This is a genomic window from [Scytonema hofmanni] UTEX 2349 (assembly GCF_000582685.1).
Lineage (GTDB): Bacteria > Cyanobacteriota > Cyanobacteriia > Cyanobacteriales > Nostocaceae > Hassallia > Hassallia hofmanni.
In genome coordinates, this window is sequence record NZ_KK073768.1 from 4057077 (window position 1) to 4082381 (window position 25305).

Consider the following 25305-nt stretch of genomic DNA (forward strand, 5'->3'; position numbering starts at 1 on the left):
GTTTCAACTGGGCTTTAAACCCACAAAGTAAGTTTTAATTGATACTCCTAACATAAGTGCCTTCTGCCCTCGAACTTCTGCCTTTCTTGTAAAAATTAGCGATCGCTCCATCGTCTACGACAATCAGTTCGCAGTCTTTCGGCATAAACTCATCAAGCACCTGACTCAATATCCTGAAAATCTTCTGGATATCGAATACGTTTGGTATTAAGGTGATTTCTGACCTGTAGAGACGTTCCGCCGGAACGTCTTTACGTTTTTAGTAAAATGATGGGTCACACCTAGTATTTGTCAACCGTATTCGCATTCATTTGTCGGAAATCTAACTTTGTGTAAGCGCAGAAGGACTCACCCAGATAACCTTTTAATAGGCACCTGTTTTTTGCAGCACAACCCTAACAGTTTTCAGCAAAATTTTCAGATCCAGCCAAAGTGCCCAATTCTCAATGTAAGCAATATCTAACTTCACTCCATCTTCAAAATTTTCGATATCCGAACGACCAGAAACTTGCCACAATCCAGTGATACCGGGCAGAACTTCTTGTCGGATAAAATGCATAGTTTCAAACCTCTCTACATCTCTAAGAGGAAGAGGACGAGGACCAACTAAACTCATTTCTCCAAGTAAAACATTAAACAGTTGTGGCAATTCATCCAAACTGTAAAGACGTAGGAATTTACCTACTCGTGTGATGCGAGGATCATTTTTGAGTTTAAATAAAACACCATCCTTAATCTCATTCTTCGCTTCTAACTCTGCTTGTAACTTTTCCGCATTTACAACCATTGTCCGGAATTTCCACATCCGGAACTTTTTACAATGCAGACCAATTCTATTTTGTCGGAAGAAGACAGGACCTGGAGAATCAAGCTTAATTAGGATGGCAATAAACACATAGATTGGTGAAAGTAGAATTATCAAAATAATCGCACAAAAAAGGTCAAAACATCGCTTTATCCAAAAATCACTGCCTGTAATAATTGGTGCTGGAATTCTCATACATGGGGCTTCACCTATCATCGAAAAAACTGATTTTGGATGATGAAATTCAGTCTTTGGGGAAAGTATCTGTAGAATAATCCCAGCACTATGAAAATGCCAGCAAACATATAAACGATTCTTGATTGCATTCCAAGAAACAAAAGCTTCGACTATACCCTGTTCGCGAAGATATTGAAATGTTGCCTCTCTGTTGGATCTATCTAGACAGCTAGAGTCAGATATTCCTTGTACAGCATAGCATTTTTCTTTTTCTATTAACTTAACAAATTCTTCTTTTTCTCCGACATCAGCAATCACAAAAACAGGACAACGAACTGCTCCTTTTTCACGAACTATTTTAATAGCAACATCAATCACTAACCGAGATAGACAGACGAATACTATAGATAAAACCCAAAAAATTAAAAAAGTTGAGCGCGAAACATAACTCTCTGGTTCGTAGAGAAAAGCAACTAGCAAAAGTAAGCATTCTGACAGGGACATTGCTTGAATAAGACCAAGATAATCACGACGATGTTTACCTGGGTGATAAAGTCCTTTAGCTACAATGACGCCTATTTCAATTGTGATAATTAGCAATAAAAAAGATGTTTTTTGTGTCCAAGGAGATGGCAATGGAGTTCCATAAAATACAGCTAACTTCCATGCCAAGCTTACAAAAATAATATCTAGCAAGATAAGTGTTATTACCCTGATTAAACTTGTAGATAATCCTCTCTGTATTCTTGTGCCTCTTGCTGACCTTAAGTCTGGTTGTAAATTTACAACAGGTAGAGTTTTTGAAGACATATTTTTTGTTGCCATTGTATTTTTTCCATTCAATAGATTTTTGAGAGTATCTGTAATTACAGCTAAATAGTATTTCCTAAATTAGCTGAATATAATCGTTTCAGTTAGTTTTGCAGAACGTTTGTGAATTAGTATGGTGATGATTTGGAACGCTTTTGGAAACGGTTTCTAATTCGTTCTTGTAATACACGATAAAAAAACAACGGATTTCCAATAACGTATCGTTCCCACAAGCGTCCCGGTTCTGTGACTAATCGTGTTAACCACTCCAGTCCGTAATTAGTCATCCAGCGTGGACCTCTGTATACATTGCCAGTATAAAAATCAAGACATGCACCCAAAGGCAGAAATACTTTTGCGTCTATTTGGTCTATATTTCTTAAAACCCAATCTTCTTGCAATGGCATACCAAAGCCTATATACAAGATGTCTGGTTTAAATTTATTGATTTTTTGAATCACAAATTCATTTTCTTGACCAGACTTCTGAAAATAACCGTGATGTCCTTTCACCTTTAAATTTGGTGCAACTATTTTCAGCTTTGTAATTGCTTTATCTACTGTACCAGGTTTACCCGCAAGCAGAAATAATGAAACATTTTCTCGTTCACAAGTTAATGCGAGATCCTCTATATAGTCTGGGCAAGTCATGCGATTTCCTGAGTCTACACAGCAACCCATAAATTTTGCCCCTAGTAAAACACCAAATCCATCACAGAATACTAAATCGGATTTATTGATGAAATCTTTATACCAAGGCAGATCGTATGCAAAGTTCATTGCCCTAACATTTACGTTAGAAATAGTTGTCTTTTTTTCGAGTTTTGCTGCTTTGACAACATACTGTATTAACTCGGAAACTTTTAATTTATGAAATTTAGTTCCAAGTAAGACTATTTCTTCAAATTTATTTTTTGGCATATGTTCTCTAGTGGTGAAATTAGTTAGGAAAAGAAACTATGTAGACACAGGTCTATTTATAGGAATGCGGTATTCCCTTATAAAAAACATGTATATTTACACAGATTTTATGAACTTGTATCTTTTGTATGTGTCAGCTAAAAATTAGCTTTTTCATTTATTTGAGGTTGAAGATAAACCAAATTATTTGTTTTTTCTTTGTCAAATGTAGAAACTAGTTTTGAAACCAAAGCTTGAATGAAACTATTATGATTGAATCGTTTAAGTACAAATTCATAACCTCGCTGTGCCTGGATTTCAGTTTTTTGAGGGTCGTTTAAGAGTTTGACAATTGTTTGCTTTAACCCATTAGAATCACCGATATTAACACCAGTAACGATACCCAAGTTAATCAGTTCACCAATAATTCCTGACGAACGAGTTATGACTACAGGTCGATGACAAGCCATAGCTTCAAGCATTGTGGTTAGTCCAGCTTGATAGTTATTCTCAAACATCGTGATGACAACTAAGTCGGAATCGCGATAAAGCTGCAACAATTCACACCAGTCGTAAAAACCATGTGACATGTTCGCAGGTATGATTTCCGGGAATGTCTTCTTTTGAGCGATCGCATTACGAGAAAAAGCGCAAATCTTCACATCAACATTCAAATCTTGAGTAGCAGCAGCCAAAGTTCGATAATCTCGCTTTTCCATACCTCCACTTGCAATCATCGGACGCAACTTTTTATTTGAGGGAAGTCCAGGTGTAAAGAAAGATGTGTCTATAGGTGGTGCCGAAAGTAGATAAATACGGTTCTCTGGTAAGCCTAAGTGGTTGCGAAGAAATTCAGCTTGCGAAGTAAAACCTGTCACAAATAAATCAATCCGATTTGCCACGTCAAATAGCTTCAACGCTAAACGACCACGAGGACGGTTGAGATTGTGAATAAATACAACAATTTTAGGTCGATTGTGTTTAACGCCACAAGCTGTAGCAATTGCAAAACCCAGGTTTTCACCATCACAATATATGACATCATCCTCCTGAAGCTCCAACGATAGCTTGTGTGCTAAAGCCCAGTGTTCGGGATGACCTATAATTTTGGCAAGCATTTTATCTGTGGGCAGAACTAAATCTGCTCTCGGTTGATGAATTTTTGCCTCTAAAAGCTGACTCATTTCCCACATTATGTGTGAGGGACATTTTCCTGCTTGAGCATTTTGGGCAATAGCTTTTAAATCAAATGGTGTATTTAAAGCTATGTGGTATTTCAAGGCATTCTCCTTATTTAAAAAAAAATAGTTATTTTTTGATTATTTAAAGTAGTGTTTGAATTGGTAGACCAAATCCTAAACTATAGCGAATCAATAAACATAAAGTAAGTACGACCGTAAAAAAAACAGTGGCTTGAACATCTTGGGTAAAACAAAAAAGTTTTTCTTGCCAGAGTCCATAAAGATTCACTATGTACAAAGGTAAATCGCTGAATGCAATCACGATAATTGCTCCTAATGTTCCAAACCTGTAATATGCCAGAGGTACACCCAAAATAATGACGCCAAATCGAGCAAAATTACTTTGTGCTGAATATAAGGGTTTGCTAATAGCTAAAAGAGCAGGACTGATAGTATAAAATAACAAAGAAAACCAAATGCCACTGCATAAAATTGGCATCATCCAAGTCGCATCAGCATATCTTTTGTCGTACAGCAAAGCGACAATGAAATCGCCAATTGTAGTCAAAATTGCTAATATAATTGCAGTTCCTAACAATATGAACCATCGTTGATGAAGAATTTTTTCTCTTAAAGTTGCTCTTGGTAAGTCAGCTTCCTGAGAAATTGTAGGAAAAATAACTTTATAACTAAGTTGTTTAATTACTTCTCTCGGTATGCTTGCTAAGGTATAAGCCACTGTGTAAACGCCTAACATTTTAAATGAGAGAATTTTAGCTAAAACCAGGCGATCTGCTTGTTCAGCAGCAAACATCAGTGTGGATGCGATAAACATCCATTTACCGAAGGAGAGAATTTCTTTAACAGCATCGGGTTCCCATGTAAAGCGGTGGGTATATTTTGGTATTAACCAATAGCTACTAACTAATTTATATATTGCTCCTATTACCGAGCCAAACGCTAAAGTCCAGATATTTGGATAGAACCAAACTAATATACATAATGTAGACAAATAACAAGCTTGCAACGCTAATTCATATAGAGAAAGCTTACCTAGTTCCATGCGACGATGGAGAGTATGTACACTAGTAGAACTAAATCCATCAACAACAGAGAAAAATATAGCAATAGGAATTAGCAATACTAAACGTTCATCGTTATAGAACTTTGCAGCGGGAAAGCTCAGAAGTAAGCAAATAATCCAAATGACTACACCACGAATTATTTGTAAAGTCCAAGCAGTATTTAAGAAAGCAGGTTCATCACCTCGCTTACTATTGATTATATTTTGAGCAATACCAATGTCAGAAAAGAGTTCTAAACCAACTCTCAAGGTAGTTACTAATGCCATCAAACCAAAATACTCTGGTTTTAACAAGCGAGTCAAAATTAGATTATTGCCAAACCGGAGGATTTGAATACCTCCGAAACCAATAATTGTCCAAATTGCGCCACGGATGGCTAGCTTTTTTAAAGTTGACATTTGGGAATGGGTAATGGGTAATATCGTGTCCGCTTAATTAACATTAAGAAAAACATTTCAACCGTCCTAGAGACGTTCCACCAGAACTTCTCTACAATATGTGTGATTTGTCGGAATAGATTCAACATTACCTTTCAAGGCACTTGTCATTAGACGATGCAGTCGTGCAACTTCATAATGTATGTTGAAATCTTTCTCTACTTTGGCTCTACCTGCTGTGCCAAATTCTGCACGAAGTTTATAGTCAGTCAGCAATTTTTCGATGCAATTAACTAAGGAAATAACATCTGCGGGTGGAACTAAATAACCATTCACGTTATTTTCTACTAATTCGCTTACCCCGGCAATTTGGGTGGCTACTACTGGTACACCAGCTGCCATTGCTTCCATCAACACTACTGGTATTCCTTCAGCAAAGCTGGACATCACAAAAATATCGGTTTGCTGAAAATATTCCCGTACTTCAGTTTGGGATTTATAACCAACGTAATTTACATTTTCAGTTAATTTCCATTGAGTAGTTATTTGTTTCAACTTTTCTCGGTCGGGACCGTCACCGACAACTGTTAAGAGAATATCTGGATGTGCTTTTTTTAAGATCGCTAAACTTTCTAGTAAGATTGGTAAACCTTTGGCTACAGCCAATCGACCGACAAAAAGCAAGCGTTTTCCTTCTTTGTTGTGAGAAACAACATTAAATAAAGCTGGGTCAATACCGCAATGAATGATATGCATTTGATTCCACTTTTCAAGGGGTGCAAATATCATTCCTTGACTGCGAGCATAGTTGCTAATACAAGAAACAAATAGCGATCGCTTGATTTTCTCTTCTAGTTGCCATTGATACGCTCGAAAAAATATATAGGGTCCGTGCAAGGTGAAGCTATAACTAAAACCTCCAATAGTAGCGGCTAACATCGCCACAGTACCGCTAGCTTCGGCAATGTGGTTATGTAAATGTACTATCTCCCTTTGTTTGATTTGTTGGGCAAGAATACCTGCTTCAATAAAATAAAACAATTGATATACCAAACCCCAAAACCCTGGTTGGCTGGTTGACCATGCAAGCTTGATTGTTTGTAGATATCTTTTGGGAGAAGCAAGCAGTAAACTGAGGTGAGCTAGTAGTAAGTTGATGAGATTGGGAGGAAGAATGTAGAAAGTGCGATCGCGCTCTTGTTTCTGTTCCACTCCAACCATATGTTCATCCCCTGGACAGCGAACTGAAAATGTGTGTACGTCCACACCCATTTGCCGCAAAGTTGTTACTTCTCGCTGAATGAAAGTATCTGTCGCTCTGGGATATTCTCCAGTTAGGTAGGCAATACGCATAAAAAAGAATTGGTAATGGGGCATAGGGCATAGGGCATGGGGAAAGAATATTCCTCAGGACTTACGCAAAAACCAAGATCGCTCCTCTTATTCCTCTGTGTCGCGCCAGTCGCTACAACGGGGCGGCAGCTTTTCGGGGGAAGCTTCCCCCGAAAACGTGCCTTGGGAAAATACGCAACGCGCTGGCTTCTGTGCGATAGTAGTGCGGTTCGTTTTTTGGTCATCTTGCGTAAGTCCTATTACCATTGCCAATTGCCTTACACAAGCGGCACTAACGAACCTGACATAACTCCTGGCTCTTAACTTATATGAATAGGGTCTATGTTCTTTACAAGCTTGACCTTTTGACTCAATTGGATAGATGGTTTCTCTACCAATTGCCACATTAGAGCGGCAAAGCCGACACAGACAAAGATTCCTAGTAGTAAGCAAAACGCTTCACTTAAAGCATTAGGTTTAAGCAGCTTAATCCCCAGGAAAAATACTGCTCCATAGATGGGAGTATGGAGCAGATAAAGACTGTAAGAAATCTTACCGATAAATTGTAGCGATCGCCACTTTAACCAAACTCCCATGCAATTGGCTCGTCCAGCTTGTAATAGAAGTATGGCGACAATCACACTGACGATTGAAAATGTTGTTGAATTTACCGCTCCAGCAGTCACCAAGATCGCCGAATAAAAGTAAAAGTAGATTGGCTTCAACTTATCGCACCATGACCAATAAGCAAAGACTCCTAACAGAAATGCATACCACAACGGCAAAAACATCATCGGTCTGCCAGTATCTTCAAACACTCCGATAGGAAACAGAGCGGCGACTAGGGCAGCAGGAACAAACACAACTACTCGACTAAAGTGCAAATTCCGCGAATAACTGAGCCACTGTGCTAGTCCTAATAGCGCACAAAAGACTAAATAGAACTGTATTTCTATGCACAACGTCCAGTAAACGTCACAGATATGTCCGAGTCGAAAAATGTCTTGTAAATAAAATAGATGTGCTAACAACCTCCCAAAAGTTAGAGGCTCTTTACCTGGGGCAAACGCTTCACTTTTGATGTACGAAGATAAAAGTGCAAAAGCTAAAGTTACGACTATTGAGACGTAATATGGTGGAGTGAGTCGGGCAAGACGACGCAGACTGAAACGCCCAAAATAGGCTAAGTTAATACGAGCCTCACGTAGGGAATGGGCAATCACAAAACCACTGAGGACAAAGAAAATGGGTACACCGAAGGTACCCCAGTTGAACACAACAGTTACAACCCAATCGGGTAAGATGCTAGTTAATAAATCAAGACGCCCATCTAAGGGAGCATGAAACAAAACTACCCATAAGACTGCAATGCCACGTAGCGCATCCACAAAATAGAAATGGATTTTGGGTGGCTTAACGACTGAAGTTACTGAAGTTGTCGATGAGGCTTTGAGGTTCATACATTCAGCTTCCTAAAGGTTGCAAAGCAGGTGTTTTAGAAGATACTTCTAACAATTCAACATTGCTAGAACTGCGCTCTAGTGCGGTGTCGAGTGAATATCTTGGCTGCCAATTTAAAATTTGTTTTGCCCTGTGGTTAGTGAAGCGAAAATGCTTAAATCTAGCATCTAGCACTCTAGGAATAAAGATGCCAGGTAGCCTTGCTTTTCCCTTCAATACTAGTTGGTTGTACGTCCACATAATCCAGGCTATGAAGCGCATGAATGTCCAATTGACAGGAATCAGACGGGGCATAGAATAGGAGTGTTGCTTGAGCTTTTTGAGATAGCTTCTTTGGGTGGGTAAGTTGTCATCAACGATATTCAAAGTTTCAGCGATCGCTTCATCGCATACAGCACTAACAATTGCTTCTGCACAATTTTCGACATATGTCAATGGCATCGTTGCATAAAGACCGATTCGCAACCACAGATTGTCTGTCAATTTACCCCCCAGCAAAGTACTCCAGAGGTTATCTCGTCCATATATCAATCCGGGTCGAACAATCGTCACTTGTGCGTTGTGATTCTGCTCAAATTCGCGGACAAGTTCTTCTTGTAGCAACTTGGTTTGAGCGTATTCATCTCGCTCCAAAGGATTACTTTCAATCAGCGAATCTTCGGTAATTGTTTCACCAGATGAAATACCCTGATAGTCATACACCGAAAAGGTACTAATATCAACTAGTCGCAACACATCTGCGGCAACCATCCCATCAAGCAAGTTTTCGGTAGCGATGACTGTGCCAGCAAATCGCGTGTAAAAGTCACCTTCTTTAGCGGCAGCCAGATGAATGACTGCATCCGTCCCCCGGACAGCATCGACAATACCATCTTTGCGGCGCAAATCTAGACGGATTAGCTCTATATTTGGGTGATTGTGCCAAGTTAAGCGTTTTTCATTACTAGATGGTCGCACAACTGCACGGACTTGGTGTCCTCGTCGTAGTGCTTCGGCAACTACGTATTTTCCCAAGAAACCGGACGCACCTGTTATTAATAACTTCATACTCGATTCGCCTCCGATAGTAGGGCATTAACTAATCTATTTGTCCGTTCTATATCTGCAAAACTAATTGGTGGGGCTTTCCCATCAATTAGGGCTTGATAAGTTTGGTCTAAAAGCCGATGCATCCCTTCATAAGGTGTTTTTTGCATAATCTTGTTACGAAAGTTAGTAAATGATGCTCCAACCAAATCGCAACCGTTGACAAAATGGTTTATGAGGGGAGATAGCAATTCACCAGCGCGGGGAATGACGCAACGTAGGTAAGGTTGAAACAAATCAGTTTCGGCATAACCTTTGGAACCGCGTACTATGACGTTGAAAGCTTTGGGTGGGGTGTGAGCGCTGAATCGAATTCGAGCATGACTAGAACCGGAGATAGCGATCGCATCTAGATCATCATACTTAAATAAATCTCCACCACCGTGATTGCTCCATGCAGCACTAACGCGATCGAAATCGGGTATAAAGCGCACTACCAAGGAACACAAATGGGTAATGAAATCATGAATTACTCCTGCGGGCATTTTATGAATCGGATTAGGTAAGTTTTCGTCTGCGAATACTCCACCATCGCGAACAGGAAGCGCTATTCTGACTTCAACTTCTTGGATTTCACCGAGAATGCCATCTGCAACTAATTTCTCAATTGCAAGGATTCTTTCATTAAAGCAATAATTTTGGTTTTCAATCAGCCAGCGGTTATGAGATTTGGCTAAAGCCCAAAGTTCTTGAAATTCATCGTAGGTAGGTGTAATTGGCTTTTCACAAAATACATGCGCGCCGGCTTCTAAGCAGGATGATGCAATTAGTTTGTGGGTATGAGGTGGAGTGAGAATGTGGACAACATCAGGCTTTATTTCATCTAACATTTGGCGAAAGTCGGTGTAAATTGACTCAGCGCCAAATCGTTTTGCTGCATAAGAAGCAGATGCTTTGGAAAGGTCACAAACACTCTTCAATTGCACGCGATCGCATTCAGATAGAAAACTTAAATGCTCTTTGGAAATTGCCCCTGTCCCAATTACTGCTGATTTTAATTTAGTTACCATTAATACTATTTTTCCTCTCGAGTAAAAACAACTGTGATAAACAAAACCCAATACAGGTTAGCACCATACAGCAAAACACTTTCTGTTACATTATTCAATGCTAGAAATACAAGATAAACAAATGACCAAAGTTTTTCGGGATTTTTAGTTGCATAAGCTTGTTTTAATGCCGAAAAAAAACTTCTGAAATAACTAATTAAAAAAAGTGATAAGCCAATCAAGCCAACATCAAGGGCTAAATCAATAAAGCCATTGTGGGCGTAAGGTGGAATCCAACCAGGCAATATTGTTTCACCGATTTGAGCTGCATATTGACTGTTAGGTGCCCAAAATGCACCACGCCCATAACCTAATAATGGTCTTTCCACTAATCTAATTAGTGCATAACCCCATAGGGGGGTTCGTCCAGTTAAACTTGGATCTTTTCCTAAACCAGTTAACAGTTCAATCCAATAAGTTAAAACTAATACGGCAAGACATGCCAAAATCATAATTCCAATGTTTGCGAAAACTATGCTTATTTTTCCCTGCCAGCGAAAGTTTTTATAGAAATTCACCGTTAATATAAGCAGAAAAGAAATAACAAGAGAAGTTTTGGAAGTTGATAGTACGATTAATACTACCGATAAAATAAACCCAGTCCATTTATATAAAAATGATGTATTTTTCGGAAGTAATAAAAATGTTAATGAACTTAAAACCATCATACTTCCCAGAACATTTTTGTGTCCGTATACTCCTTTCCACGCTCCTAGAAGTTCTATTACATCTGCTCCATGTATCCCAATATCTGGGAATCCAAGTGCAACAATTATACTCAGAAATATTCCGATAAAGAAACTTAAGGCAAGGAGTTTTACCTGCTCTTTCAAGTTAAATCGTATAGCAAAATATAACCCAAATGAAGTCATCATCCAGATATCTCTGGCATTAAATAAGGTAAAATCTGGAAATTCTGACCAGATAAACGAGAAAAATAATAATCCAGTTAATATACTGACTAAGTTATTTCGACGAACTGTGATTATTGTACTTTTCCACGAGGCACAAATCAGAATGCTTGACATTCCCCAAACAAGAAATCTGATTAATGTGATGACGGGTTGTGCTACCACAAGACCTAGAGACTCTACACCAAAGATCCCTGAGAAGAAACTTAAACCTAAAATGATAAAAATTTTCTCAGCGAGTCGGATAAATTTAGTCACAACTGTATATATTCACTTATAGGGGGAAAGGGGAAAGGGGAAAGGGGAAAGGGAAGAAATTTTGTCCGAGGATTGAAGAACCAAACAAAATTGACACGCCTTTAAGGGAGGGGCTTCAAACCCGTATAGGGGGTCATATAAGAAAAAAACTGTTAGCGTGTTGCGAATAACTTCTTAACATGAACCCCTTTTTTCCTTTCCCCTTTCCCCCTCCCAGATTGGTGAATTGATTTTTGGAAATAGCTAATGTCTCACCTAATCAATCTACCTAGCAAAGCGCTCTCGATTAGCCATAACTGCCTTGGCATAGTTATAAATAATTCGAGGAGCGCACCGTAACCAAGAGCCGACAGAAAAGTTTTTTATATACTCTTTGGTTTCAGGTATTTGTAATGCCTTATTTAAACTGGCTTTTCCTGCAAGTTTTCCGAAAGCATGAGAGTAAAGTTTGTTGGTAAAATTTTCTGTCTGGGGAAACCGCTCTTTTAAATAGTAGGAGGTTTTAATATTTGTATCGGCGTGAAGAATTTCAGCATCTGGTCTAAATTCAAATAAATTTGAGCCATGAATTCGATGAACGGCAAGCTTTTCTGGTAATAATATCCCAGGAGCTAGATAAATTGCTGCTAACCGTAAAAAGTTGTCAGCCGATATTTTGAATTGCTCTGGCATTGGTAAAAATTGTGATAATAAATCACGCTTAAAACATAAACCACTGGTAGCTGGAAAAGCTGGCAGATTTTGCCCTCTTAAAATATCTTCGCGAAAGTCAGCTAACAAAAGCTCAGATACATCTTGATTTCTTTCTACTTCCAAAGAATGCCCATTTACATCAACATCATCCAGGGTATGAAAAATCCAACCAGCACTCTTATGCTTATTAAAAAGTTCGATAATTCGACTTAATTTATTTAAAGCGCAATAATCATCAGCGTCTAGGAAACAAATGATTTCTCCTTTACTGGCTTGAAAACCTGCATTAAAAGCTGAGGCTTGTCCACCATTTTCTTTAAACACAGTGACGATTTTCTCCCCATAACTCTCAATAATTGCTCGTGAATTATCGGTGGAACCATCATCGACAACAACAACTTCTGTGGGGAAAGCTGTCTGATTTAAAGCACTAGCGATCGCTTGTGGTAAAAAGCGTTCGTAATTGTAATTGTTTATGAGAATACTAACCAACATTTTATGATTCCTCGCCAAGTTTTACGATATTTTGTCTCTTTGTGTACGAACCCACCCACTTTGAGGTTTTACTAAAAATTGAAGATAAACTGGTATCTTCCAGAAAACGTAAAAAGGAATGGTTAAAAGTTTGTCTATAGGTAACTCTTGACGAGCGAATTTACCCCAAGCGATAAGAATTGCCATCAGAAAACAAAATCCCGCTGTCGCTACAATTGCTGCTGGTATCCATGATGTTGTGAAAATTACAAACACTAGAGAAACTATCATCAGCAATAACCAGATAACAACAAGTAAAGCTAAAGGAGGTACACACAAATCTAGGACACTTAATAACAAGTCAAACCTTTTTTGCTTCACTGCTTCTTTGAGCAAAATGGGGACATAAGTCTGCATATTTTGGAAATGACCGTGTTCCCAACGAGTTCTTTGACTTTTTGCAGCTTCCAATTGCTGTGGCAAATACCCTGTTACTTTTGCTTCTTGACAAAATACTGGTGCGTGTCCAGCTATGGTTAAATCCAAGCCTAGTTTTAAGTCTTCAACCAGTTGATCGTTGGCTAAATCACAAGTGCGAATGATTGACCAAGGGAAAGCCATACCTGTACCCAGTAAGGAGCAGGGCAGTCCCAAGTAGGCTGTTCCACGGGGACGAACTAAGTTCTTGACGATGATGGAAAATTGGGAAACAAAGTCTTTTGACGACTGAGAGTTTTTTGGTCTTACCATCAAGTAGGTAGCTTGGATTGGTCGCATCAGAGCGATCGCACGCTGAGATAATTGAGCGATCGCATCTTCATAAACTGTACAATCAGCATCAATTATTACAACTACATCAGGAGGATCTGACTCAATGAACTGTAAGCCATAATCTAAAGCGTATCCCTTACCTTTGCGCTGAATATCGTGACGTTCAATAACTGTTGCACCCATTGTACGGGCAATCTCAGCTGTTGCATCATGACAATTATCAGCAACCACTACCAAGCGGTCTTGTTTTTTTAAAGCTGGGGTCAATTTTTCTAATGTTGAACCAATTACAACTTCTTCATTGTGTGCTGGTACTAAAACAGTAACTTTGGTATCTTGCCAATTATTTTTATCAGCAACATTAGCCGTTTGAAACAGAGATGCAATACATTCAATCAGAAAAAATAAGCAAATAACAAATAAAAATAATGCGCTCAATGTCAGAGCAGCATTAAGAAATAAAGCCAGGAAATGGCTAATAGACATAGCATTGTTACCTCAATTAATTACTTGAGTCACCACTTTTGGCAATTAGATAATTTAAAGTTTTGCAGAAATAATTTTTGCAGGTATGCCAACTGCCGTTGCTCCTGCGGGAACATCGTAGAGAACTACAGCATTAGCACCAATATTTGCACCATCTCCAATAGTGACGTTACCAAAAATTTTCGCTCCCGCACCAACATTGACACGTTTACCTAATTTTGGTGCATCAAAGAGACGATCTAAATGACGGTTTCCTAAAGTAACAGCTTGACGAATAATACTGTCATCACCAATCGAACAATTTCCATGAATAACAATTGCTCCTTGGTGTTCAATAATTACCCGACGACCAAGTTCGACAGTGTAAGGTAGTTCAATTCCATAAGTGTTGCGAATTTTGCGAAACAACATTCGATATAGAATGCTGAAGGGTGCACGAAGTAGTTTCGGTTGAATTTTCATCCTCCAGACTCCAAAACGGTGAACCGCAACTGCTCTAAATCCTGGTTTAGTCCAATCACGTCCATGAGCAATCCAGTCTTCTTTAATTTGCTGCCAAAAACTTATATAAGAAGTAGATACTTGATTTTTATTTGCTCTCAAGTCAATTTTTACACTCATTATTTATTACTCCTTAAGGAACTTGAAAACACTGCTGAGTTTGACTTATTTGTACATCAACGGTTCAATTTCTCTTTCAGTTTGTGTGATACTCTGCCCAACTCGACGTTTGGAGTAATAAAAATAGCTGTCAGGTTCCTGCTTGACATCGACACCATTGCCAATAATGCCCAAAACGTGAGCTTCGGAACGTTCTAGCAGCGACTTAGCAGCTTTAGCGCTAGCTAAATCTAAAACACCAGGTTGAGCTACTAATAAAACTCCATCCACCATTTTTCCCAGAACTGCTGCATCAACTGTGTTAACTAAAGGAGGAGTATCAAATACGATGTAGTCATAGCTTTGCGAGAATTTATCAATCAAAGAAGTCATGCGATCGGAATCAATTAAAGCTAAGGGGTTAGGAGGTTGGACTCCCGCTGTGAGGACAGATAAATATTTTGTGACTACTCGTATAGCTTGGGGAAATTCATCTTGACCAACAATAATATTACTTAAACCGACTGAGTTTATTAAACCCCACAAATGATGTTGTGATGGAGAATGCATGTCTGCATCAACTAGTAAAACTCGTCGTCCTGCTTGAGCGATCGCTCCACATAAATTTGCACAAACTTCTGATTTTCCCTCTTCCGTCAGAGAACTGGTGACTACAATGGTGCGGACTTTTTTATGGCTAATAAATTTTAAATTTGCCTGAAGCATTTGATATGCTTGATGAATCATTAAGCTAGGAGTAGAAGGTGCGATCGCATCTTCAAACAAGTTAATATAAATAGATTTACTATTTGATTCAAACTTGGGAATTAACCCGACTAAACTGTAGCCAAAAAATATCTCGATTTCCTTAACTGTTTTTAAGGATTTATCAATTAAATCTACAAAAAATGCAGCACTTACACCAAATAACAAACCGGCAAATACACTACCTCCTGCTAACATCAGTGTTAGTTTAGATAAAATTGGTTTTTCCGGAACTTCTGCAAGTTCAATTATTCTGGCAGTTCCAATACTTTGCTTTTCTGCTATTTGAATGTCTTTTTGTCTGGTTACAAGGGTTTCGACATTAGTTTGGGCAACAGTCAATTTTCGCTCTAAATCTCCTTGCTGCTTTTCTAAATTTGGCATAATAGCCAATTTCTGCTGATAAGTTCCCCGGATATTAGACAAAGTTTGTATTTTTTTCTCTAAACCCTGTCGTTCCACTTGTAATTGTAAATATTTAGTTGCTAAATCTTCCTTAATCTTTCCTATTTGCAAATTGCCAACGGAAACATTTTCTTTACTTCCTGTTGCTTGATCGACCCGCTGCTGTAATAACAATTTTAAACTTCTTTCTTGATTTTGTAAGGCAATGATAAATGGATGATCGTCGGTGTAACGTGTTTTTTCAGTTGCTAGCTTAGTTTGTAATTTTTGTAACTCACCTAAAGCATCCTGTACACCAGCTATTTGACTGAGGGAAGTAATTTTTAGAGTTTGCTGTCTTTGCAAATTTAATTGCTTACCTATTTGTGCTTCTTGAGCACTCACATCTGTAAGCATTGCTTTAGATTGATTTATTTCCCCATCTAGCTGGGCAATATTTTTAATAGCGGTACTTGCTTCCTCTGGAAGTTCGATAATTTGATTTTTGTTTTTAAATTGACGTAGTGCCTCTGCTGTCCGGTCTAATTCTTGTTGAGACAACTGTAGTTGTTCTTTAATAAATTCACCAGCTGCCAAGACTTGAGAAGTATTAGATTGAATATTATTTTTAATATAAGATTGCATCAACTCATTAACTAGTGATGCTGACTTTTTCGCATTTTTTGATGTGTAGGAAACTTTTAGTACATCTGTGCCAACAATTGGTTCAACTTTGAGGTCAAGTAACTCTGGTTCTTGGAGTTTACCTTTTTTATCTACTATACCGACAGTCTTGATAGCTGCTTTTAAAAGAGGTTTAGATTTTAAAATTACAGCTTGTGTTGTTAAAGGATTAACTTCACGCACTAAAGATTCTAAATCACCTATTTTTTCACCTGCTTTTGTTAGGGAAGAGATTCGATCTGATTTAAAAAGTATCATTCCACTTGCCTCGTATTTAGGTTTTTGCTTAAAGATCGCAAAACCTGTTAATCCTACTGAAGCAAGAAAAACTGCCACTACAACTCTCCAGCGACGTTTTAAAACTAGCCAATATTGTTGAATGTCTATTTCTTCTTGATTGTCTTTAGTTTGCATGTGAGTTACCTGATTGTACAATAGTCCTTAGTTATTAGTGAAAAACGCAAATGACTAAGGATGACTTTAACGAAACAACGTTTCTTTTAGTTAGTTATCTTGTTAATAGTAAGTTTTTACTGCATTTGGGGAACCACTTGCATTTTTCCGAGTAAATTCGCTAACGCTGGGATTGCCTTCGGTATGAGCTACTCCTACGGCTTGCTGCCAAATTTGTGCTGGTGCTACAGACACTTTGTATGTATAATCATTCAGTTTTTGAACATGATACCACTGGGTTTTTTGACAGCGATCGCACCAAAATGCTTCTAACCATTCACCTTTTAGGTTAACTGTGCTTTGAGTAGCTAAATTCGTCTTTTTTCGGCTGAGTTTTTTTTGCTTGAGTAAATCGACGTTGGCAAACAATGAATACTTTTGACTCACACTATGGAGATAGCATCCATCAATTGGACAGTAAATAGACCGTCGCTTTGAACGTTTTCGATTTTGGTCACACCTTTTGTGTAATTTTACCTCTATCATTGATAAAAACATTCCATATAAAGAAGGTAATGCTGGAGGGACTGAGATCAAAAAGACCATCAAAGCCCAACTCCTATTGACAAAAATCAATTATTGAATTGTATACACATTGATAGACAAAATTTGTATTTTTTTGTTTTTAAATTATACAAATCAAAGACTTTCGTCTTCATTTATTCAATTAGAACAAAAATATACAAGGTAAAAAAATACATCACTAATTTGCCCGATCAAGTTGTTTTTATTTTAATAATGTTATTTTGATAACTTAGGTTATCTGTAAATTATCATACAATATATTCAAAAATAAGAAGGTGGGAAAAGTAGGTAAAATCAAACCGACTGCATATGTATAAACACCTCTCTTGAAAGGACATAAAAGGTGGGAAAGGTAAGAAAGGTGGGTCAAAGCTCCTAACTATGTCACAAAAATAATCTTTGAACTGTTTACTCTACATACGTGATAGCTGACGTATTATACACTTATGAGTAAAAAATATGATTGCACTCTTTTGGCAAAAAGGCTTTAATTAAGGGTAAAATTCAATTGCAGGCAAATGTAATATATGGATAATAACAAGGGCTTTGAGCCAAGTTATTGAAGTCTATATAAATAAGTAGATTTATCTCCGGTGAAAATATATTCAATATAGAAATCGAATTTTATTTTTGAAGAAAATTAGGTATTTGTCAGGTGCTGTACTTTCGTCCCTAACGCACCATTCTCAAGAGTAAGGCAAATACAAAGATTGAAAGGATGTGTGTTGGAAATTACTCCAAGATATACTACACTTTCAACTTAAAACTCGGAGATTGTTAAATTATCAATCAAACGCTCAAATGACCTGTTATAAATACCAAGTCGGTGGATGTCTAACCAGTAATGCTCCAAGCTATGTACAAAGACAAGCTGATTCGCAACTGTATGAAGCATTGCACGAGGGTGAGTTTTGCTACGTCCTCAACTCACGGCAAACTGGTAAATCCTCTTTACTAGTAAAAACTCGATATCGCTTGCAACAAGAAGGCTTTATCTGCGCTTCGGTTGATCTGACAAATGTTGGCTGTGAAAATATTACTCCAGACCAATGGTACAAGGGAGTAGTTGGTGAGTTATGGTCTGGTTTTAAGCTGTTAGGAAAAATTAACTTAAAAGCTTGGTGGCAAGAGCATGAAGATATTCCTTTACTTCAAAGAGTGAGCCGATTTATTTCCGAAGTACTGTTAGTTCAATTTCCGAATAAAAAAATGTTTATTTTTATAGATGAAGTTGATAGTATCAAAAGTCTTGATTTTTCTGTAGATGATTTTTTTGCTTTAATTCGATTTTGTTATAATCAGCGAGCGATCGATCCAGAATACAACCGCATTACGTTTGTGCTTTTTGGAGTAACAACACCATCAGATTTAATTCAAGATTTAAACCGCACCCCTTTTAATATTGGTAAAGCCATAGAATTGCATGGCTTAAATTTAGATGAAATCCAGCCATTAGTTAAGGGATTAGAAGTTAAAGTTGATAACGCTCAAGCAATTGTCAAAGAAATCTTAGCTTGGACAAATGGACAACCGTTTTTGACACAAAAGCTATGTCAGTTAGTTGTGAATTTGAGTCAAGATAGGGTGAATGAAAGACTGACTATTCCCCCTGGAACTGAAGCATTTTGGGTGGAAAGTATTGTCAGGTCACGCATCATCCATAAGTGGGAATTTCAGGATGAACCGGAGCATTTGCGGACAATTCGCGATCGCTTGTTAAGCAATGAGAAAATTGCTGGACGGATACTAGGAATATGTCAGCGGATTTTAGATGAGGAAGTACCAACTGATGACAGTCGAGAACAAATTGAACTTCTTTTATCAGGTTTAGTTGTTAATGACCAGGGATACCTAAAGATAAAAAACCCCATTTATCAAGCTGTGTTTAACTCAGAATGGATTGCCAAGCAATTGGACAATATGCGTCCTTACGCGCAAAGCTTTAAAGCTTGGATTGCTTCGAAACAGAAGGACGAGTCACAGCTTTTGGTAGGTATAACGTTGCATCAAGCATTAATTTGGGCAAAAGATAAAAAACTTAGTGACTTAGATTATCGCTTTTTAGCTGCAAGTCAAGAACTTGCTAAAAGAAGAATTGAAAGCGATTTAGCGGCAGAAAAACGTGAGCGACAAATTGAAAGAGAAAAAGCACAATTTGCTCTGCAAGCGGCAAAGCAAGCAAATCAAATTCTGGTAGATGCACGAAAAACCGCACGAAGATATGCTAAAAAAATACGTTTGGGCAAAGGTTGGATTGGCAGCATTGCTCTGTTAGTTGCCGGTTTGGTTATTCTTGTGCGTTTGACTGGAATACTACAGGGTATGGAGTTGACGATGCTGGATCGCTTTTTTCAAGCACGTCCCAAAGCAGAAATTGACCCTCGTATTACCATTATTGCGATTGATGAGACGGCTTTTAAGCAAATGGGTGAGTATCCTCTATCGGATGATATGTTAGCTCAAGCCATCCAAAGATTAAAAAGCTACAAACCGTCATCAATCGGGCTGGATTTATATCGAGATTTCCCTGTAGAACCAGGTTATGAAAAATTAGTCAGTTTATTTAAAACTACTCCGAATTTGATTGGCATTGAAAAGGCAGTAAATAACCAAATTCCCCCACCCCCAGTTTTAGCTCAATTGGGTCAAGTGGGACTTGCCGATCAGGTTTTGGATGGAGATGGCAAGCTGCGTCGAGCCTTGCTTTCAGTTCGACTCGATAATGGGGAATTACGCTTAAATCTGGGCTTAAAATTAGCACTACGCTATTTAGAAGCCCAAAAGATTACTCCCCAAACTGACCCCCTCAGCAAGCAAATTCAATTAGGGAAAGCGGTGATTTCTCCTTTTGCTGCTTGGGATGGTGGGTATGTCCGAGCTGATGTCGGTGGCTATCAAATTTTACTCAACTTTCACGGAACTCAGGAACAGTTTCAGACTTTTTCGTTCGCAGATTTGTTGCAAAATAAGATACCAGAAGAGAAAGTGCGCGATCGCATAGTTCTGATTGGTGCAACGGCTGAGAGCCTCAACGACTTGTTTCAAACTCCCTACAGCAGTCGCATCTTTGGCTCCCCAAAACGAATGGCAGGAGTGACAATTCACGCTAATATTACCAGCCAAATTTTGAGTGCAGCGCTACATGGGCGCCCGATGCTACGAGTCTGGTCTAAAGGTGTTGAGTGCCTGTGGATTTTGCTTTGCTGCCTTGTCGGAGCGGCGTTAAGTTGGCAGATGAAGTCACTGAAATCCCTAGTCGTTATTATTATTATTGCCGCTTCTGGAGTATCTGTAATTGCTTACGTTACTTTTCTACATGGTTGGTGGATTCCTCTTGTACCCTCAACTATCGGGTTAGTAATGAGTGCTATTATTCTGCCAATTGTTACGATTAAGCACTTAGAAAAAATTAAACTTTGTCAGACTGTGGAGTTGCTAGTGGCTATTTCCAAAGAGCAACCAACTGCCGGACAAATTGCTATTGAATATCTCAAGCAAGCAGAGAGCGAAGAAAATCAAATATTTATTGAGCAGATAATATCAGATTCCTTTGAACATTTATATTATCCTTGAGGTCGAAGGGGTGTAGGAGTGATAACCTGTATCTAACTGTCTTTTTGGTGACACTTTAACCTACCGCGAGAACCTGCACCAAAGGTATCTTTTGGTTTACCTTTACCTGGTGGGTCAAAATTCTCGGTAAAAATGATTTTTTCTGCTAAAAAAGTACTCCTGGTTTCTAATTCTGACTTAACCTGAGTAGTTAAACCTAGGCTTAGTAAGATTTGTAGAGAAACTAATAATGTAGTTGTTTTATCGGCGTGCTTCATTTATGTAAGTGTTTTTTCTGAAACTCAACAGCTAAAATTATAGTAAGAGTAACTGTAAAGTTAGATAAAGCACGAGTAAAGACTTAGGCAAGAAGTTATTTTTAATACTTAAAGAGTTGATGAAGGTCTTTAAGTTCTATTATTTTAGGACTTACGCAAGTGTCATATTTTTTTCGTAGAGGTTGTCAAGAGTCAAAGGTCAACAGTTCAAAAATCACCGAATGAATGACCTTTGACTCTTGAAGATCGATATATGTGCCAGTTGCGTAAGTCCTATATTTAACAAACTGCATCTTATTATCTTCGCCCTTCTTCAATCATGGAGCGGATTGAGGTTTTATCCAACGCTACTTCTTTTCGTAGTTGTTCCATAAGAGCGATCGCATTACTTATCGATTTTTTAGTAGTGGGCTTTCCCCAAGCGTTATGACGCGGTTGGGGTTCTGAGGATATTGCAACTTCTACATTGGGTAACGGCTGTACAACCAGCACCACCTCAACAGAAATATCTTTTAAATCAGTGGGTGTTTGGATTTGCAATATACCATCTGCTCCAATATGCGCTCGTAACTTCATCGTTTCCATATCAGTCCCGCTAACTCTTTTTATTAACATTGCTCCGAGGTGTTTTAATACGAACACCGAGACGCTTCGTACCGTCGAGAATGGTGCGTTAGCGCGATCGCGTAACACACCCTACAAATACTATCCACTAACAACTAACAACGTTCCTTATTTACCTTCCCATATAGCGATTAGCCATTTGCATCGCGTCTGCAATATCAACATCCCCATCGTTATCAGCATCCAAGAAAGAATTCAGCACCGGATTTCCTCCCCCTAGTGGATTTTGAGTGTTCGCTCCAGATTTCAACACATTCAACACTACCGGAACTAGCATCGGTAGTAGTTGTTGAATCATATTTGCATCTAATCCAGTACGTTGGGCAACAGTTTCAGCTAATTGTTGCTGCATCCCAGGTGAGAAGAGCGAAGCAACGGCGTCATAGTTGGCAGAAGTACCACCAAATTGATTTACTACAGCTTCTGCTGCCTCATTACCATCTGTTTCTCGCTTTTGTTGTAAAGCAGAACGTACTTGTCCACCGACAATTGAGAAAACCGTCTGCATGGTGCCAGAATCTGCCCCAGTGGTATTACTCAGTTGCTGTACGGTGTTGATGATATTACCTATTTGTCCGATGTTGCCTTGTTGATTGGGATTAGCAACAGCACCAATAATTTGTTCAAAAAGTCCCATACCTTTTTTCTCCTTTTGTTTTGAGGGTACTAGACATCGATCGCTCTTTTAAACCCCAACAGACGTAGCATTGCTACGTCTCTAGAAGATGTCTAATGCAAATTTTCACATGTTGAGTGCCACTAAAATTGCAAGTGTGATGAAATTAACTTTTAATTACCTTGATATTAAGAGCTGCATTGTCTTCGCTTGTACAAAAACATAGCGGTGGAAAAATCGCCATCTTCCCCCAGCTACAATATCAAACCATTAAGATTAAGATAAAAAGCATCATCTGCTTTACCCACTAATCTATGCCATCCATGCCTCTGTCGCGCATAGTAACGCTGATTGTTGGTCTCATCCTGATTTTAGGACTAAGCCTGTGGCTGATTGATTCGCTATCACGCCTTTATTGGCAGTTGTCTTATTCGCCGCTTTTGGGCAATTTGCTGTTGATGCTGCTAGTTGTTTTGATTGGAGCATTAATTGCCGCTTTTGTCTACTATGTGTTGGTAATTCAAAAAAGTGAGAAGCGGCAACGCAAACGTCGTGTGACTGCGGCGGAAATTCCTGCTGTCAAATCTGAAGCGGCTTCTTCTACATTACAAGCTGTGCGGCAACAAGTATCAATAATTCAAGATGAAGTGCAAAAGCAAGCTTTACTGAGTCGATCGCGTGAAATTGAGGCAAATTTAGCACGTCGCGAAATTCAAGTAGTCGTATTTGGCACAGGAAGTGCGGGTAAAACTTCTTTGGTAAATGGGGTAATGGGACGCATGGTGGGACGTGTCGATGCACCAATGGGAACTACTCAGGTAGGGGAAACTTATTGTTTGCGGTTGAAGGGATTAGAACGTAAGATTTTAATTACGGATACGCCGGGGATTTTAGAAGCGGGGGTAGCGGGAACCGAACGCGAACAGTTAGCGCGAGAACTGGCGACTGAAGCTGATTTGCTGTTGTTTGTGGTGGATAATGATTTACGGCGCTCTGAATATGAACCGTTGCGGACTTTGGCGGAAATTGGTAAGCGATCGCTTTTGGTTCTCAACAAAATCGATATGTACACCGAAGAAGATAAAGAAGCTATTCTCGCACGGTTGCGCCAACGAGTGCGGGGATTTATTGCCGCAACTGATGTTGTGGCGATCGCTGCTAATCCTGAAGCTGCACAATTAGAAAATGGCGAAATCTATCAGCCTGAAGCAGATATTTTACCATTATTGCGGCGAATGGCTGCAATATTGCGGGCAGAAGGTGAAGATTTAGTGGCAGATAATATTTTGCTGCAATCAATGCGATTGGGAGAAGAAGCCCGCAAACTCATCGATGCTCAACGTCGCCGTCAAGCTGATAAAATTGTTGATCGGTTTCAGTGGATTGGTGCTGGTGTAGTTTCGGTAACGCCTTTACCGATGGTGGATTTGCTAGCTACAGCCGCCGTCAACGCGCAAATGGTTGTGGAAATTGGTAAAATCTACGGCTGTGAGTTGAATTTGGAGCGCGGACGAGAGTTAGCATTGTCTTTGGCGAAAACTCTTGCCAGTTTGGGTATTGTCAAGGGAGCGATTCAATTACTTTCAACTGCATTGCAACTTAATGTTGCCACATTTATTGTCGGTCGGGCAATTCAAGGTGTGACAGCGGCTTATTTAACTCGGATTGCTGGTAAGAGTTTTATTGAGTATTTCCGTCACGATCAAGATTGGGGTGATGGGGGGATGACGGAGGTAGTACAGCGACAGTTTCAAATTAACCGACGCGATGAATTTGTGAAGGCTTTTATTCAACAAGCGATCGCACGAGTAGTCAAGCCGTTGCAAGATAAAGTTGACGCCGTGGAAGAAAAGGAACTGGAGACTGGAGATTAACGGTTTATTTGAGGTACTCATTTTAAACTAACTTATTTCGGACGAAGAGCGCGATCGTAGCTACCCCAATCCCACAAGCGCTGCAACTATAAGTAAAATAGGACTTACGCAAATGTCATATTTGTCCTTTAAAATCGTCCCAAGTCATTCATTCCAAAGTCCAAAAACCTTGAATGCGTGAACACCACTTGACTCTTGACACAAAGATATATGCCAGTTGCGTAAGTCCTGTCAAAGTTAAAAGTAATGAAAAAATTAATTAAAGGTCTGCGCCAGTTCAAGGCTAATTATGTTAGCACACATCAAGAACTCTTTGAACAACTATCTCTTGGTCAAAAACCTAGAGTGTTGTTTATTACTTGTTCAGATTCGCGTATAGACCCAAACCTAATTACGCAAGCTAACTTAGGTGAATTGTTTGTTATCCGCAATGCTGGCAACATTATTCCGCCATTTGGAGCAACCAACGGCGGTGAAGGTGCCACAATTGAATACGCTGTGCAAGCTTTAGATATTGGACAAATTATTGTCTGCGGTCACTCGCATTGCGGTGCAATGAAAGGGCTGATGAAGTTACACACCTTGCGAGAGGAAATGCCGCTTGTGCATGATTGGTTAAAGTATGCAGAGGCAACCCGACGATTGGTAAAAGACCATTACAGCCAATACGAAGGGGAAGAACTATTAGAAATTGTAATTGCTGAAAATGTACTGACTCAAATTGAAAATTTGCGGACTTATCCAGTTATTCGCTCTAAGCTGTACGCTGGGCAACTAAATATTTACGCATGGATTTACAACATTGAGAAAGGAGAAGTTTTAGCCTTCGATGCAGAAAGTCATGCTTATGTCTTGCCTCAAAACCAGCTTCAAACTGATGAAATCGATGAGATCCGAGTTACTGAAGAGTTATTAAATGGCAATTTAATCAAAACCATCTCCCAAAAACAAATGCCAGTTGAACAGCCTCAAGAAGTTATCTTTAACGCGCAAAAGTTTCCAATAACACGACTATCAAAAGAGCAGGCAGAACGAATTTATCGAGGTTCAGCGGCAAACTGATAACTCAATAAGAGCGAACATGCCAGAAGTATT

22 protein-coding genes are annotated in these 25305 nt (G+C 39.0%); 3 read left to right on the forward strand and 19 right to left on the reverse strand.

What is annotated here, in order from left to right:
• Positions 1-34 precede the first annotated feature (34 nt).
• The 16 genes from TOL9009_RS49600 to TOL9009_RS0123370 all read right to left on the reverse strand — a co-directional run bounded on the left by TOL9009_RS49600 (position 35) and on the right by TOL9009_RS0123370 (position 17227).
• Complete coding sequence (locus TOL9009_RS49600; RefSeq protein ID WP_260675932.1) at positions 35-160, reverse strand: hypothetical protein; 126 nt, start codon at positions 158-160, stop codon at positions 35-37.
• A gap of 204 nt (positions 161-364) precedes the next feature.
• Positions 365-1792, reverse strand: coding sequence for a sugar transferase (locus TOL9009_RS0123305; protein WP_029635052.1), 1428 nt, complete (start codon positions 1790-1792; stop codon positions 365-367).
• Positions 1793-1920: 128 nt separating this feature from the next.
• On the reverse strand, positions 1921-2712 hold the full coding sequence (locus TOL9009_RS0123310) for a WecB/TagA/CpsF family glycosyltransferase (RefSeq protein ID WP_084763288.1): 792 nt from the start codon (positions 2710-2712) through the stop codon (positions 1921-1923).
• Between the two features lie 137 nt (positions 2713-2849).
• Positions 2850-3971 (reverse strand): glycosyltransferase family 4 protein, encoded by a 1122-nt coding sequence (locus TOL9009_RS0123315; RefSeq protein WP_029635056.1) that lies wholly within the window; start codon positions 3969-3971, stop codon positions 2850-2852.
• Between the two features lie 43 nt (positions 3972-4014).
• Complete coding sequence (locus tag TOL9009_RS0123320; RefSeq protein WP_029635058.1) at positions 4015-5355, reverse strand: oligosaccharide flippase family protein; 1341 nt, start codon at positions 5353-5355, stop codon at positions 4015-4017.
• A gap of 66 nt (positions 5356-5421) precedes the next feature.
• Positions 5422-6687 carry a glycosyltransferase gene (locus TOL9009_RS0123325; protein ID WP_029635060.1) on the reverse strand — a complete coding sequence of 422 codons (1266 nt, stop codon included), beginning with the start codon at positions 6685-6687 and terminating at the stop codon, positions 5422-5424.
• 87 nt (positions 6688-6774) lie between these two features.
• A complete protein-coding gene (locus tag TOL9009_RS47655; RefSeq protein ID WP_186227629.1) occupies positions 6775-6933 on the reverse strand; it encodes a hypothetical protein in 159 nt (52 codons plus the stop codon).
• 53 nt (positions 6934-6986) lie between these two features.
• Positions 6987-8126 carry an acyltransferase family protein gene (locus tag TOL9009_RS0123330; protein WP_029635062.1) on the reverse strand — a complete coding sequence of 380 codons (1140 nt, stop codon included), beginning with the start codon at positions 8124-8126 and terminating at the stop codon, positions 6987-6989.
• A gap of 4 nt (positions 8127-8130) precedes the next feature.
• Positions 8131-9174 carry an NAD-dependent epimerase/dehydratase family protein gene (locus tag TOL9009_RS0123335; RefSeq protein ID WP_029635063.1) on the reverse strand — a complete coding sequence of 348 codons (1044 nt, stop codon included), beginning with the start codon at positions 9172-9174 and terminating at the stop codon, positions 8131-8133.
• Positions 9171-10223 carry a Gfo/Idh/MocA family protein gene (locus tag TOL9009_RS0123340; protein WP_029635064.1) on the reverse strand — a complete coding sequence of 351 codons (1053 nt, stop codon included), beginning with the start codon at positions 10221-10223 and terminating at the stop codon, positions 9171-9173. The genes TOL9009_RS0123335 and TOL9009_RS0123340 overlap by 4 nt, the downstream gene beginning before the upstream one ends.
• 5 nt (positions 10224-10228) lie before the next feature.
• The gene (locus TOL9009_RS40235; RefSeq protein ID WP_051503004.1) at positions 10229-11431 is read right to left on the reverse strand and encodes an O-antigen ligase family protein; all 1203 of its coding nucleotides are present in this window, start codon (positions 11429-11431) and stop codon (positions 10229-10231) included.
• Positions 11432-11695: 264 nt separating this feature from the next.
• Positions 11696-12619, reverse strand: coding sequence for a glycosyltransferase family 2 protein (locus TOL9009_RS40240; protein WP_051503005.1), 924 nt, complete (start codon positions 12617-12619; stop codon positions 11696-11698).
• Positions 12620-12640: 21 nt separating this feature from the next.
• A complete protein-coding gene (locus tag TOL9009_RS0123355) occupies positions 12641-13855 on the reverse strand; it encodes a glycosyltransferase family 2 protein (RefSeq protein ID WP_029635065.1) in 1215 nt (404 codons plus the stop codon).
• Between the two features lie 54 nt (positions 13856-13909).
• Positions 13910-14476, reverse strand: coding sequence for a serine O-acetyltransferase (locus TOL9009_RS0123360; RefSeq protein ID WP_029635067.1), 567 nt, complete (start codon positions 14474-14476; stop codon positions 13910-13912).
• A 45-nt stretch (positions 14477-14521) separates the two neighbouring features.
• The gene (locus tag TOL9009_RS0123365) at positions 14522-16702 is read right to left on the reverse strand and encodes a GumC family protein (protein ID WP_029635069.1); all 2181 of its coding nucleotides are present in this window, start codon (positions 16700-16702) and stop codon (positions 14522-14524) included.
• Between the two features lie 102 nt (positions 16703-16804).
• Positions 16805-17227 carry a hypothetical protein gene (locus tag TOL9009_RS0123370; protein WP_029635071.1) on the reverse strand — a complete coding sequence of 141 codons (423 nt, stop codon included), beginning with the start codon at positions 17225-17227 and terminating at the stop codon, positions 16805-16807.
• A gap of 840 nt (positions 17228-18067) precedes the next feature.
• Between TOL9009_RS0123370 and TOL9009_RS0123375 the strand changes: the two genes are divergently transcribed.
• On the forward strand, positions 18068-20839 hold the full coding sequence (locus TOL9009_RS0123375; protein ID WP_029635073.1) for a CHASE2 domain-containing protein: 2772 nt from the start codon (positions 18068-18070) through the stop codon (positions 20837-20839).
• A 32-nt stretch (positions 20840-20871) separates the two neighbouring features.
• Here the strand turns inward: TOL9009_RS0123375 and TOL9009_RS0123380 are convergent, their stop codons facing one another.
• The 3 genes from TOL9009_RS0123380 to TOL9009_RS0123390 all read right to left on the reverse strand — a co-directional run bounded on the left by TOL9009_RS0123380 (position 20872) and on the right by TOL9009_RS0123390 (position 22357).
• Positions 20872-21096: a hypothetical protein gene (locus tag TOL9009_RS0123380; RefSeq protein WP_029635075.1), complete on the reverse strand. Its 225-nt coding sequence runs from the start codon at positions 21094-21096 to the stop codon at positions 20872-20874.
• 297 nt (positions 21097-21393) lie between these two features.
• A complete protein-coding gene (locus TOL9009_RS0123385) occupies positions 21394-21681 on the reverse strand; it encodes a hypothetical protein (protein ID WP_029635076.1) in 288 nt (95 codons plus the stop codon).
• A gap of 151 nt (positions 21682-21832) precedes the next feature.
• On the reverse strand, positions 21833-22357 hold the full coding sequence (locus TOL9009_RS0123390) for a DUF937 domain-containing protein (RefSeq protein ID WP_029635078.1): 525 nt from the start codon (positions 22355-22357) through the stop codon (positions 21833-21835).
• Between the two features lie 302 nt (positions 22358-22659).
• On the opposite strand from TOL9009_RS0123390, the gene TOL9009_RS0123395 reads away from it, so the two are divergent.
• Positions 22660-24210: a YcjF family protein gene (locus TOL9009_RS0123395; protein ID WP_029635080.1), complete on the forward strand. Its 1551-nt coding sequence runs from the start codon at positions 22660-22662 to the stop codon at positions 24208-24210.
• A 246-nt stretch (positions 24211-24456) separates the two neighbouring features.
• Positions 24457-25272, forward strand: a complete 816-nt coding sequence (locus TOL9009_RS0123400; RefSeq protein ID WP_029635082.1) for a carbonic anhydrase — start codon at positions 24457-24459, stop codon at positions 25270-25272.
• Positions 25273-25305 lie beyond the last annotated feature (33 nt).